Annotated in this window: 6 protein-coding genes and 1 pseudogene; 1 reads left to right on the plus strand and 6 read right to left on the minus strand. The window is 71.1% G+C overall.

The window, feature by feature from the left end; all coding sequences use genetic code 11:
• Positions 1-148: 148 nt before the first annotated feature.
• The 4 genes from ACWCPF_RS38540 to ACWCPF_RS38555 form a co-directional block, all read right to left on the minus strand.
• Positions 149-1,510 carry an aminomethyl transferase family protein gene (locus ACWCPF_RS38540; protein ID WP_451049798.1) on the minus strand — a complete coding sequence of 454 codons (1,362 nt, stop codon included), beginning with the start codon at positions 1,508-1,510 and terminating at the stop codon, positions 149-151.
• A gap of 261 nt (positions 1,511-1,771) precedes the next feature.
• Entirely contained in the window at positions 1,772-2,464 is a 693-nt protein-coding gene (locus tag ACWCPF_RS38545) for a response regulator transcription factor (RefSeq protein WP_451049799.1), read from the minus strand.
• A 293-nt stretch (positions 2,465-2,757) separates the two neighbouring features.
• On the minus strand, positions 2,758-5,031 hold the full coding sequence (locus tag ACWCPF_RS38550) for an MMPL family transporter (protein WP_451049800.1): 2,274 nt from the start codon (positions 5,029-5,031) through the stop codon (positions 2,758-2,760).
• A 344-nt stretch (positions 5,032-5,375) separates the two neighbouring features.
• On the minus strand, positions 5,376-7,526 hold the full coding sequence (locus ACWCPF_RS38555; protein ID WP_451049801.1) for an NACHT domain-containing protein: 2,151 nt from the start codon (positions 7,524-7,526) through the stop codon (positions 5,376-5,378).
• 820 nt (positions 7,527-8,346) lie between these two features.
• On the opposite strand from ACWCPF_RS38555, the pseudogene ACWCPF_RS38560 reads away from it, so the two are divergent.
• Positions 8,347-9,198: pseudogene (locus ACWCPF_RS38560) on the plus strand (tetratricopeptide repeat protein); the annotation flags it as partial.
• Positions 9,199-9,272: 74 nt separating this feature from the next.
• On the opposite strand, the gene ACWCPF_RS38565 reads toward ACWCPF_RS38560, so the two are convergent.
• Both ACWCPF_RS38565 and ACWCPF_RS38570 read right to left on the minus strand, forming a co-directional pair.
• Positions 9,273-10,415 carry a universal stress protein gene (locus tag ACWCPF_RS38565; protein WP_451049802.1) on the minus strand — a complete coding sequence of 381 codons (1,143 nt, stop codon included), beginning with the start codon at positions 10,413-10,415 and terminating at the stop codon, positions 9,273-9,275.
• A gap of 166 nt (positions 10,416-10,581) precedes the next feature.
• Positions 10,582-13,725 (minus strand): glycosyl hydrolase family 95 catalytic domain-containing protein, encoded by a 3,144-nt coding sequence (locus ACWCPF_RS38570; protein WP_451049803.1) that lies wholly within the window; start codon positions 13,723-13,725, stop codon positions 10,582-10,584.
• Positions 13,726-13,748 lie beyond the last annotated feature (23 nt).

A 13,748-nucleotide genomic window follows, 5' to 3' on the forward strand; every position in this document is an offset into this window, starting at 1 on the left:
GGTGGCACCGGGGGGGGGAGGCCGCCCGTTCGCCGCGCAAGGTCGGGGAAAGTCGGCCGCGCCCCAAAGGGGCGCGGGGAACTGCGCGACCAGCCACAACGGCGCCGCAGCAAAACGACGGCACATCGCGGCGCTTCCAGCGGAGCGCTTACGCGTCGCGGCGGTACGCGGTGCGGGCGTGCCGGTCGTAGGGGCTGGGCCGGACGGTGGCGCGAATGCGGGGGAACCCCAGATCGGCCTCGGGGTCGGTGCCGAAGCCGGGGTGTTCGCCCCAGACCACGCTCACCTCGGCGCCGGGCACGGCATGGGCCGGGTCGACCAGGGACTGGGCCAGGACCGTGCCGACCGGGTCGATCGAGGCGGTCTGCATGGTCGTGCCGATCATTCCCGCGGAAGTCTCGACGCGGTGGCGGGCGTAGGTGAGAACGAAGCCGGGGTCCTCTCCCCCGCCGACGACCCGTCGCACGTCGTCCGGGTCGAAGACAAGGGTGACCTTGGTGCGATGGGGTGCGTCCTTGGCCTTGAGCAGGGCGTCGCGGCCATGGAAATCGTGCCCGAAGTGGATCAGCTTGCCGTAGCCCAGTTCGTACGGGGAGACGTAGTAGTCCTCGATGTCCGCCGAGAAGAAGCTGCCGTTGAGCGGGCGCTTGCCCTCGATGCCGAACAGCGGCAGCCAGGCGCGGTACCCGGCCAGCTCGGGGTCGGTGTAGATGCCGGGCACCGGGGAGGGGACCCAGCCGCTCTCCACGCTCGGGGTGGTGTAGGCGAGCGCGCCGACCTGGACGAGGCCGAGCGGCTCGCCGGCCTCCATGAACGCTTCGTGGACGTACGCGGCATGCTCCCAGGGCCCGATGAACTCGTAGCCGGACTGCCCGGCCATGCCGTGCCGCAGGGCCTCGAAGGAACGGCCGTCCAGGGTGACCGGGGTGGCGTGGAAGAACTTGGTCTGCGGCAGCGGGCCGCCGAACACCTTCTCGGTCAGCTCCAGCGCCAGCGGGCCCTGGATCTGATAGCGGAACAGCTTCGGGTCCCCGCCGCCCGGACGGAACGCGGAGGACGCGTCGGTCTCGAAGGCGACGTCGTGGCCCGCCTTCTCGGCGTGGTACCGCACCCAGTGCTGGGCGGCCGGGATCCCGCTGAGGAGGTACTTGTTCTCGGCGTGGCGGGCGAGGATGCCGTCGGTGACGATGTGGCCGGACCGGGTGACGGGCACGTACTGCTTGGCCTGGCCGATCGCGAACTTCTCGAAGTTGTTCGCGCCGTACTCGGCCAACGCCCGGGTGGCGTCCGGGCCTTCGATCCACATGTCGTACATGTGGTGCGAGAGGTTGAGCAGCGCCACACCCTCGTGCCAGGCCGCCTGCTCCCGGCGCCAGCCGGCGTACTCCCGCTCGACCACCTCGGGGGTCCACGGCTCGGCGTTCGGCTTCCACAGCAGGCCGACGGGCGAACCGGCCTTGTCGATGCCGTCCTGAAGACTGGGGACTGCCATGTGTGCCATGTGTGCCATGTGCGGCTCCTGTCGGGGTCGTTCATCCGAGGTTACTAAATCGATCTAGTGGCGCGACGCGCTACGCAACCGACTCGTCCGGGGATGGGCAGGGAGATTACAACGGATTACTTAATCGATCTAGCCCTGGTCGGCTCTCTGTGAGATGTGAGAGGCGAGCAAGGGCCGGGTGTCGGGACAGGAGCAAAAACAACCACACTCCGGGGCGGACGGCTCCCGCACGGCACGCAACCAAAGCCTGCACTGAAGAGATGAGCCTCGTCAGGGCGCGCAGGCGTGGGGCTGCGGATGCGGTTTCACCAGGCCGCTCTGGTAGGCGATGACGACGAGTTGGGCGCGGTCGCGGGCGTGGAGTTTCGTCATGGCCCGCTGGATGTGGCTGCGTACGGTCAGCGGGCTCAGCACGATCTCGGCGGCGATCTCGGCGTTGGACTTGCCGTGCGCGGCCAGGGCCATGACCTCGCGTTCGCGGTCGGTCAGGGCTTTGACGGCGTCGGGGAGCGCGTGGAAGCCGTCGGTGTCCGCAGTGGCCAGGAAGCGGGTGATGAGGGCTCGGGTGGCGACGGGTGACAGGAGGGCGTCGCCGGTCGCCACGGTGCGGATGCTCGACAGCAGGTCCTCGGGGCGGACGCCCTTGCCGAGGAAGCCGCTCGCGCCGGCGCGCAGGGCCTTGGCCACGTTCTCGTCGTTCTCGAAGGTGGTGAGGATCAGGATGTGGGTGTCCGACAGTTCCGGTCGGGAGCAGATCGCTGCGGTGGCCGTCACGCCGTCGACGTTCGGCATGCGGATGTCCATGATGACGACGTCGGGCCGGTGGGTCGCGGTGAGGTCGACGGCTTCCTGGCCGTCGGCGGCCTCCGCGACGACGGTCAGGTCCGCGACCGAGTCGATGAGGATGCGGAAGGTGGCCCGCAGCAGGGCCTGGTCGTCGGCGAGCAGAACGCGGATGGTCATGGGGCGGGGCTCTCGTGGTTGCCGTGGGGGGAGGGTGCAGGCAGGGGGCGGCCCTTGAGACGTACGCGGCGGTGCCGACCTGGGCGTCTGCCGGGGTGAGGTGGTGGGCGACCAGGGCTTGCGGTTGGACACGGCCGGTGTCGCGGCTTCGACGACGTCTTGGACGGGTCGCTGCCCTGCGCGCTGACCTGCGCCCTGCGCCTTGCGCGTTGCGCCTTGCGCCTTGCGCGAGCACTGTGCGTGGGCCGCGGCGCCGTGGTGTCCGGCGCCGCGGCGCACGCGGGCGGATCGCGTCAGACGCGGGCCGGTTCCTGGTGCGTGGGCTCGGTGCCCTGCGGCCCGGTGGGGCCCGTCGGGGACGTGGCGAGCCCGGAGCCCTCGACGTCGACGCGGGGCAGCAGCCGGTCGAGCCACCCGGGCAGCCACCACGCCTTGTCACCGAGCAGGGCCAGCACCGCCGGCACGAGCGCCATCCGTACGACGAAGGCGTCGAACAGCACCGCGACGGCCAGACCGAAGCCGATGGTCTTGATCATCGACTCGCCGGAGGCGATGAACCCGGAGAACACCGCGATCATGATCACCGCTGCGGCGACGACCACGCGGGCGCTGTGCCGGAAGCCGGTGACGACGGCCTGGGGAGCCCGGTCGCCATGGACGTACGCCTCGCGCATCCGGGCGACCAGGAACACCTCGTAGTCCATGGCCAGGCCGAACACGATGCCGACCAGGAAGATCGGCATCAGGCTCATGATCGGACCGGCCTGCTCCACGCCCAGCAGTTCGGCGCCCCAGCCCCACTGGAAGACCGCGACGACCGCGCCGAGGGCGGCCAGTACCGACAGCAGGAACCCGAAGGCGGCCTTGACCGGCACGAGTACCGAACGGAAGACCACCAGCAGCAGGATCAGGGCCAGCACGACGATGACGGCCAGGTAGGGCACGAGGGCGTCCTGAAGGGCCACCGCGATGTCGATGTTCATCGCGGTGCTGCCGGTGACCTCGAACGTCGCCCCGGTCGCCTGTTCGAGATCGGCTCGTTCCGAGCGGATGGTCTTGACGAGGTTCTTGGTGTCCTCGGTGTTCGGACCGGCGGTCGGCACCGCGGAGAACAGCGCGGTGTCGCCGGCCGGATTGAACTGCGCGGGAGAGACGGACACGACCCCACGGGTCGCGCCGATCTTCTCGGCGATCTCGTTCGCGGCCGCCTTGGCGTCCGCCGCCCCCTTGGCGTCCACGACGATCGTCAGCGGTCCGTTGAAGCCCGCTCCGAAACCGTCCGCCAGCGCGTCGTAGGCGCGCCGTTCGGTGGAGGAGACGGGCTTGGACTCGGCGCCCGGCATGCCCATCTCCAGGCTCGCGGCGGGCAGGGCCAGGACGCCCAGGCCGGCGACGCACGCCACCAGCACGGCCACCGGGCGGCGCAGCACGAACCGAGCCCACCGGGAACCGCCGTTGTCCGTACCCCCGTTGCCCGTAGCCCAGTTGTCCGTACCGCCGTTGCCCGTGTCTGCGGCCGACCGGGCTGCCGCACGGCCGCGCTTGCGCGTGGCGCGGGAGAGCACGGCGTTCGGCCACATGCCGAGCAGGGCCGGGACCAGGGTGAGAGCGACCAGCACGGCGACGACCACGGCGCCCGCAGCGCACAGACCCATCTTGGTCAGCATCGGAACCCCGACCACCGACAGGCCCGCCAGCGCGATGACAACCGTGAGGCCGGCGAACACCACGGCCGAGCCGGCCGTGCCGGTGGCGAGTCCGGCCGCCTCCTGGGGAGCGTGGCCGCGCGCTCGTTCCTCCCGGTAGCGGGAGACCACGAAGAGGGCGTAGTCGATGCCGACCGCCAGTCCGAGCATCGTCGCCAGGGTGCCGGTGGTCAGGGAGAGGCCGAAGACGCTGCCCAGAGCCAGGATCGAGGCCATGCTGACGCCGACGCCCACGACGGCGGTGAGCAGGGGAAGCCCGGCCGCCGCGAGGGACCCGAAGGTGATCAGCAGGACGACGGCGGCGAGGGCGATGCCGATGGCCTCGGCGGAGCCGCCCGCCGCGGGCTGCTCGGCGAGCGCGTCGCCGCCGACCTCGACGGTGAGACCGGAGGCGCGGGCGTCGTCGATGGCCTCTTCCAGCGCGGCCTTGTCCGCGTCGGTGAGATCTTCGGCCCGCACCTTGAAGTTCACCGTGGCGTAGGCGGTGGAGCCGTCCCTGCTCACCGCGCCCGCCGTGAACGGGCTCACCGCGCCCGCGACCTCCGGCTCGTCGGCGGCCTTCGCCACGAGCGCGTCGATGGCGGCGCGGTTGCCGGACCCGGTCACCCGCTGGCCGTCGGGGGCGACGAACACGATGCGCGCGCTGGCGCCGTTGGCGTCCGTACCGGGGAAACGCTCACCGATCAGGTCGAAGGCCTTCTGGGCCTCGATGCCCGGCATGAAGGACGTGCCGTCGTCGGAGGAGGCGGGCGCCTTGGCCGCGCCGAGGCCGACTGCGCCGAGAAGCAGGACCCACAACAGCGTCACGAGCCAGCGCCGTCGGAAGGCGGTCCGGCCCATCCGGTAGAGGAAGGTAGCCACGAGAAACGGATCTCCAGGTCTGGGAGGGGTAGATCACCAGCCTGGCGGGCCAGGGTGTGCCGAGGCATCGTGCGTGTGCTGGCACTCCGGCTTGGTGCGGTCGCACGAGCCGACGCGCCGCTGCCCTCCTTCAGGACGAGTGGCGAGTACGACCTGGGTATGACCCCGGGCCTCGTGTCGGTGCGCCGACGACCAGAGCGTCTCATCGTTCGCTTCGGCGCCTCTCGGGGCGACGGCTGAACCACCCCGGCAGCGGCCCGCTCGTCCTGGATGTCCTCACCGGCCTCGGCCGGGAAGTTTCCCGGCTGCACCGATGCTCGTGCAGCGTGCTGGTCGTGACGTAGCTACACGTTCGCCGGCTGCGTCTCCGGGGCCGGGGCGGGCGAGTGGCCGTCGAGCCAGTGCTGCAACTGCAGATGCCGGAACTGGTAGCCGTCACCGGACGTGCGGAGCAACCCGGCCTCGCACGCCCACGACAGGAACCTCCCCAGCCTCCGGGGCAGTCGGCGCATGCACACCACGAACGCGACATAGCGACGCGTGGCACGAAGGCAGACGGCTGCGACGAGAAGTGTCAGCGCCATGCCGCTGGAGACGCCGGCGGCGTACTCGGTGTAGTAGATGTGCATGGGCTCGTCGAGGAGGTCGCCCCAGTACAGGTAGTGCCCCAGTTCCTCGCTCGCCTTGAACAGGGCGACGAGAAGAGCGAGTGCCGCGCCGTACGAGACGGCCGTGGCCGTGCCGGCGACCAGGTCGCCGCGCAGGGGGTGCCTCAGGTCGAGGGCGCTGTCGTCGGCCTCCCGGGACGGCTCCGTCGTGACCGCCGCGATCGCTCCTGTCGTCAGCCCGACGACGATGCCGGCCAGCAGCGCATAGGACGACACCAGGCTGACTCCCTTCACCTCCAGGTAGGGGAAAGCGATGTAGACGCCGGGAAAGCCGCCGAGACTCGGTTGGACGGTGACGAACAGGGCGGTGGCCGCACCGAGAGCGCCGCCCACGGCCAGGCCCCTGGTGCGGCGCCGCCGTGCCAGATCACGCCGTGCCCGGGTCCCCCGACGGGGCCAGCGGGCGACGGCCGGGAGCGGGGTGCCGAGGCGGAAGGCCCAGATGACCGCCCCGATGCCGATGGCCAGCCAAGCCTGATCGTGCAGGGTCGTCGGCATCTCGATGGCTTGCACGAACCACGAGTAGTCGCGCAGGTTCTGCACGGCGGGGATGACGCAGGCCGTCACGAGGAGCAAGTCCACGACAAGGACGCGCAGTCGCCCTGCCAACGGCCACAAGCGGTGCAGAACGAGTCGGGTCTCGGCGTTGCGGCCGAGGTGGTGGGCGAGGATGCCAAGCCATTCCTCGACGCGTTCCGCCGGATAGCGGGGGTCCGGCAGCAACTCGGTGAGGGCGGGAACGTAGCGGGCCAGCAGGTGCCGGTCGATGGCGGTCGGCGAGTCGTGGTTCAGCATCTCCCCGGGGTCGCCGTCGTGGGCGTAGACGGTGGTGGCGAGGGTGAGACGCCAGGGCGTGGAAAGTGCGCGGCCCAAGGCGCCGGTCGGGTTGTCCGCCAGGACACGAAGGACCGGATTCCAACGTTCGGGCTCACTACTGCAGCGGTCTTCGAGGAAGGCCCGGGCCTGGTCGGCCGAGACCGGCGCCAGGTGCACGCGGGCGGTATCGACGACCGGTGCGCCGCGGTGCGTGGTCGCTTGTTCGTAGAAGGCGCTGCGGCAGGTGAGCACGAACGGAGAGGGGTCGGCGCCGTCCTGATAGGCGGCAAGCAGCTGCAGTGCGGTTGTGGCACGCCTCGGGCAGGCGGTGTCGGGGGTGTCCATCTCGTCGAGTCCGTCCAGCACAGGCAGTACCAGCCGGTGCTCCACCAGGCAGCGGGCCTCTGCGGCGGCCAGGTCGAAGTCGTGCTCCAGCCGCATGCTCAGCCAGCGTTCCAGCGGCATGGCCACATCCCAGTCCGACAGCGGGAACCGGACCGGCACGGGGTCGTCGGCGCCCCGTCGGTCGAGAAGGGCCAGGATGAGCTTGACCGCGAGGACCGTCTTGCCGGCGCCCGGCTCGCCGGTGATGACCAGTCGGCGTGGGCGGGTGGCCATGAAGTCGTCGGCGACGCCTTCCAGCGAACCGGCCGGCCGCTGCGGCGGAACCGCCGCACGCCGCCCGCCGGTTCGGAAGGTGAAGGCGATGTCGATCGGGATCCGGTCCCCGCCCAGCAGCCGACGCCACTGCTCGCCCTCCGTGTTACGGACCCGGGCGGCCAGCCGCCCCGCGATCACGATCGGATCCGTTTCCGCAGGCCGCCGCAGCGCGACGACGCCCAGCACGACACCGGCGGCGCCGACGAACAGGCCCAGCACACCCGCCGTGTCCTGCGGCTCCAGATCCCGCGTGAGCAGAACACCGACGACCCACAGCAGACTGCTCCCCGACAGCAGCACCGCAATGCCCAGCAGCGCCCACCACAGTCGCCGCCCCGCTTTCCCTGACATCAACTCCGCACTCTCCTCTGAGCCTCCCAGCCGACTTCGTCAACGAGGAACCAGCCAAAGGGCGACGCACACGAAGCGGTCGCACAGAAGCAAACCCGCCCCCGAACCAAACCGATGCACACGCCCCGGCGCATTGAGGCGCGACACAATCGGGCTCGGCACACCGGGCCTCAGCAACGGCGTCGCTGCGGCCGGTGACGATGCTGCGGTCGCCACGGCCCACCCGGCCCCGACCACGTGGGGCCCTGGACGCCGTGCCGCGCCGATCCCCCGTCCCTTCCAGCTCGCCGTCAGTGTCGCGTCAAGATTTTTGGGCCTGGGTGTCAAGGACGCGACAAGACAGGACTGGGTCGCGTTCGAGGCGCAAGAGTGGCCCTCGCGGAAAGCGCGGCGCAAGCGGCTCCGCAGCGCGAAGGGGACTCGATGCGATGCCGGACACCAGCATTACGGAACAGCGCCCTGCGACACCGCCCCAGACGTCGGCTCCGGAAGGGGCCGACTTCCCCCGGTCCTCCAGAGGGAGGCACCGCGAACCGCGCGTTCCCCCAACAGCTGGGTGCGCCGGATACGTTGGGCGCGTCGCAGACCGACTGTGCTGTGGCGCGCCCACCTCCCTTCGACCGTCCCGAGATGGCCGAGACTGCTGCGCGGCGCCGCGCTGACCACCTCGGCACTGCTCGTCGCCGCGCTCGTCGCGACCGGTCTGCTCTCCCGCGCCGCCTGGTTGGACATCCGCAACCACTCCGCACCCCAGATCACCAGCGCCACCGGCCTGTACTTCGCGATCAACGACATGGACGCCCAGCTCGCCGACCAGCTGATGTTCGGCACCAATCCGGACCTCGCCGACGACCGCCGCACCGCCGCCCGCATCTACGACGAGCGGCGCGCCCAAGCCGGCGTCTACCTGCGTGACCTCTCCGTCGCGGCGCAGGGTGACCCCGTCGCCGGAGCGTCCGTCGCCCAGGCCATCGCCGACTACGGCAAGTACGAGGCGGACGCCGCCCTCGCGCTGCCGGTGCCGCTGGTGGACCCGACCGACCCCAACGCCGGGTTCCTTGCGGGCCTGGCGGCCGCGGCGCCGGCGGAGCTGGTCACGGCGTTGCGGACGGCGCCTGTCGACTCCGTAGAGAAACGGCTGCAGGACCTGCGGGCGCGGCTGGAGATGGACGACGTCGACGAGGCTTCGCGCCTGCTGACCGCGCTGGCCGACGACGACCTCGACGACTGGCGTGTGGTGTGGCACCGGGGCGTGACCGCGCTGACGACCGGCGATCACGAGACGGCCGCGCTGGCCTTCGACGCCGTGTACGACGCCTTCCCGGGCGAGTCCGCGCCCAAGCCGGCGCTGGCCATCTGCGCGGAGGTGACGGGCCGGCCGGCCAACGCCTCCGCGTACTACCGGCTGGTGTGGAGCACCGACGAACGCTATGTCAGCGCCGCGTTCGGGCTCGCCCGGGTGCTGCTGGCCTCGGGCGACCGGGCCGGGGCCGTGGCGGCGGTGGAGTCGGTGCCGGAGTCCTCGATCCACTTCACGGCGGCGCGGGTCGCCGCGATCCGTTCCCGGCTGCGCGAGCGGTCGCCGCAGGAACCGCTGCTGGACGACCTGCGGGCGGCGGCCGCGCAGGTGGAGGAGCTACGGCAGCTCGGCATCGACACCGACCGGCGCGAACAGCTCTCCACCGAGGTACTGGGCAGCGCACTCGACTGGGTGCTCTCCGGCAGCCCGGCTCCTGGTTCCTCGGGTCACTGTGCGGCGCTCGACGCTCCGGCGGCGCCTGCACGGCGGTGCAGGAGCCGACCGTGCGCGGCCTCGGAGTGGGTGACGACGTACACGTCGATGTCGTCGCCGGACCCCTCGATGATCGTCTCGCCCACGCCCCGGGAGAACAGCGTCTTCAGCCGGCTGCGCCGGGTGGCGCCGATGACGATCTGGGTGGCGTTCACCTCCCGGGCGAGGTCCAGCACGCCCTCGGCGGTGTCGTCGCCCGTCACCGCGTGGAACGTGCCGCCCAGCTCTTCCACCAGGGCCTGCTGGCAGGACAGGAGTCTGGGCGATGCGGTGGCGAGCCCGTCGGCGCGCTGCACATGCACGGCGAGGAACTCACCGCCCGCGCCACGGGACGCGATCCGCTTGGCCCGCCGGATGAGCGTCTCGCCCTCGGGCCCGCCGGACAGGGCGACCAGCACGCGTTCCCGGGTGCTCCAGGGCTCTTGGATGCCGTGGTCCGTGCGGTAGCGCAGCAGGGCCTCCTCGACCCGGTCGGCCGCCCACAGCATGGCCAGCTCGCGCAGGGCGGTGAGGTTGCCCAGCCGGAAGTAGTTGACCAGCGCCGCGTCGATCTTGTCCGCGGGGTAGACGTTGCCATGTGCCATCCGGCGACGCAGCGCCTCGCCGGACATGTCGACCAGCTCGATCTGGTCGGCCCGGCGGACCACGTCGTCGGGGATCGTCTCGCGCTGCCGTACCCCGGTGATCTGCTCGACGACGTCGCCCAGCGACTCCAGGTGCTGGATGTTGACCGTGGAGATCACATCGATGCCCGCGTCCAGCAGCTCTTCGACGTCCTGCCAGCGCTTCTCGTGGCGGCACCCGGGGATGTTGGTGTGGGCGAGCTCGTCGACCAGGGCCAGCTGCGGGTGGCGGGCGAGCACGGCGTCGAGATCCATCTCGGAGAAGGTCGTACCCCGGTAGGGCATGGTCCGGCGGGGCACGGTCGTCAGCCCCTCGGCCATCTTGCGGGTCAGCTGCCGTCCGTAGTCCTCCATGAACCCGATCACCACGTCGGTGCCCCGCCCGGCGCGCCGCTGTCCCTCGCCCAACATGTCGTAGGTCTTGCCCACGCCGGGGGCCGCCCCGAGGTACACCCGCAACCTGCCCCGCGGCATACGCCCTCCTTCCGGACGGGCCCGTCACGCACGCGAGGACGGCGCGCCACGGCAGGGCCCCGGCGTCCGCCAGGACGTCGTGCCCTCTCCCACCATGGTGACCCATCCGCACCGAGAACACCCGATCCGTCCGTTTACGGACCTGCTCCTTGCCGGACGCGCGGCATCAGGGCTTGGCCGGCTTCACCGTCCTGTCGACGCCGTTCACCCGCACGGTGACGCTCCCCCGGTTCCGTGCCCGGTCGGCCACGATTCTGTACGACGTGACCTTCCCGTCCCGCCACCGGCAGTCGACCTCGTAGCCGCCGCGGGCGCGCAGCCCGGTGAAGGAGCCCTCGGCCTTCCATGCGGCCGGCAGGGCGGGCAGCAGGTGGATGACGCCGTCGTGGCTCTGCAGGAGCATCTCCGCCACGGCGCCCGTGATGCCGAAGTTGCCGTCCATCTGGAAGGGCGGGTGGTTGCCGAACAGGTTGGGCAGCGTGTTGTAGGTCAGCAGTCCGCGCAGCATGATCTGGGCGCGGTGCCCGTCGCCGAGGCGGGCGAAGAGGGCGGCTCGCCAGGGCCAGGTCCATGAGCGGCGGCTGTCGCCCGACACCGTGGCGGCGGTGAACGGGACGCCGTCCTTCTCGCCGCACCGCGCCTTCAGCGAGACGAGGGCGGCGGCCGCCAAGTCGGGTGCCTTCGGGGTGATCTGACGGCCCGGGTAGACCGCGAAGAGGTGCGAGGTGTGACGGTGGATGTCGGTGGGGCTGTCGATGTCCTCCTGCCACTCCTGCAGTTGCCCCCACCGGCCGATCTTGTTCGGGGCGAGCCGCGCCTGCATGTCCGCGACCTTGGCCCGGTAGGCGGGATCCGCGTCGAGCACCGCCTCGCAGTCGAGGTAGTTCTGGAACAGGTCCCAGATGATCTGCTGGTCGTACATCACGCCGTCCTCGCGCGGCCCGTGCTCGGGGGACCAGCCGTTCGGCGCGACGAGCAGGCCGTCCGCGCGTTCCTTGAGGTGGTCCTCCCAGAACTCGCAGATCTCCTTGATCATCGGGTGGGCGACGGCCCGGAGGTAGTTCAGGTCCTGGGTGAACGCCCAGTGTTCGTACAGGTGTTGCGCGTACCAGGCGCTCGCGACGGTGTTCCACTCCCACGAGTTGCCGCCGAAGACGCTCTGGCTGGTGCGGGCGGTCCAGCCGCGGGTGTCCTCGCCGAAGGCATTGCGGGTCGCCACGCGGCTGGGCACCGCCACCTGCTCGATGAACCGGACGAGTGCCTCGTGGCTCTCCGGCAGGTTCGTCGTCTCGGCTCCCCAGTAGTTCATCTGGACGTTGATGTTGGTGTGGTAGTCGGAGGCCCAGGCCGGCTGGTTGCTGTCGTTCCACAGGCCCTGGAGGTTGGCGGGCAGGCCGTTCGGGCGGGAGGAGCTGATCAGCAGATAGCGGCCGTAGTCGAACATGGTCTGCTCGAGGGTCGGGTCCTGGCCGCCCGCCGCGTAGCGCGCCAGCCGGACGTCGGTCGGCAGCGCGACGACGGCCGGGTCGGAGACGCCCCAGGCGACGGAGACGCGCTTCATGAGGGCGCGCACCTCGGCGGTGTGTTCGTCGCGCAGCTTGCCGTAGGACCGGGCGGCCGCCTTGTCGAGCGTCCTGGCGACGATCGGTTCCGGAGCGGGTCCGCGCCACCCGGCGGCGGCGTCGAGCTTGTAGTCGGTGCGGGCGTCGAGGAACAGGGTCAGGGTGGTGCAGCCGCTGAACCGGAGCAGCGATCCGTCGGCGCGGAGGTCGCCGTCGGTGTGCACGGCCCGGACGGTGCAGGTGTGCTTGAGTCCGTTGCCCATGACACCGCTGAAGGCGAGCTGCCCGGCGTCGGCGTCGACGGTCGTCGGGGCGTCGTCCTGTGCGGACGTCAGCGATATCGCTCCGGACAGTTCCCGGGCGCCGTCCGAGGTGTACCGGAAGACCATGACGTCCGCGGACCGGCTGGCGAAGGCCTCGCGCAGGACGCGCCGTCCCGGGGCGCCGAAGCGGGTGGTGTGGACGCCCTTCATGAAGTCGAGGCCGCGCTGGTAGTCGACGACCGTCCGCTGGGTGCACGTGTCGAAGCCGTTGCCTGCCAGCGCGATCTCCGCGATCTGGAAGCCTCTGGCGGACTCGCCGGGCGTCAGGGTGAGCCGGTAGACGCGGTAGGCCGTGGTGTTGGCGACCCGGTAGGTCCGGCTCGCGCCGCGGTCGGCGAAGGGCGCTCCGGGGGTCTGCGTGTCGAGGGTCGTCCAGGCGTGCCCGTCCTGCGAGGCCTCGAGCGTCCATCGCCCGGGGTCGTCCCGCGGCCGGTCCGGGGCCGCCGTCAGCGTGTACGAGGTGACGGCGGCCGCGCGGGGCAGGTCGGCCTGCCAGACGACCGCCGGCGCGTCGGCGTCGACCCGCCAGACGGTGGCCGGATCGCGGTCCACGGACCGCGAGATGTCCATGGCCCGGGACTTGGAGCCGCCGCCGGATCCCGCGGTGTGCCCGCTCGTCGAGGACAGGTACCACGAACCGCCCGCGCCGAGGTCGACGCCGGACAGCCCGATCTCGCTCACCTGGAAGTGGCTGACGCCCGCCTTGGGGACGAAGTCGAACCGGTAGAAGCGGTAGGCGGCCGGGGTGCCGGCACAGGTGAATTCCTTCGTCTGGAAACGGCTCTCGAAGGGCGCGTCCAGCGTGCGGCTGTCGAGCGTGGTCCAGGTGGCGCCGTCGGCGGAGCCGGAGAGCGTCCACTGCTGCGGGTCGCGCTGCGGCACGTCGTTGGCACTCGTCAGACGGTAGGAGGCGACCGCGACGAGTTCGGGGAGCTCGACCTGCCACTGCACCTTCGAACCGGGCCCGTCGATGCACCACTTGGTGCTCGATTCGCGGTCGTACGACTTGTCGAGGCCTTCGGCCGAGGAGCTGCTGTACGGTCCGCCGGGGGCCGTGACCTTCGGGCTCGCGCGGGGAGCGAAGGTGACGACGACGTCCCCGAAGTTCCGGTACGAACCGAAGCCCGTCATGCCGGTGTCGAAATCGCTGTCGGGTTTGCCGGCGAGCGCGTTGTCGTAGTTGTTGACCCCGCCCCACAGGCTCTGTTCGTTGAACTGGATGCGCTCCTCGTAGGGATCGGCGAAGAGCATGGCGCCGAGTCTGCCGTTGCCGATCGGCAGGGCCTGGGACTGCCAGTCCGCTGCCGGGACGCGATACTTCAGCGCCTTGCGGGACAGGGTCGGCCACTGGACGGCCGTACGCGCGTCGGTCCCTGCGGCAGCGGCCTGTCCTGCGGGGATGCCGCCGGTGAGCTGAGTGATCAAAGGTGCAAGGGCGAGGGCGCTGC

It is taken from the genome of Streptomyces sp. NPDC001858, from assembly GCF_053594615.1.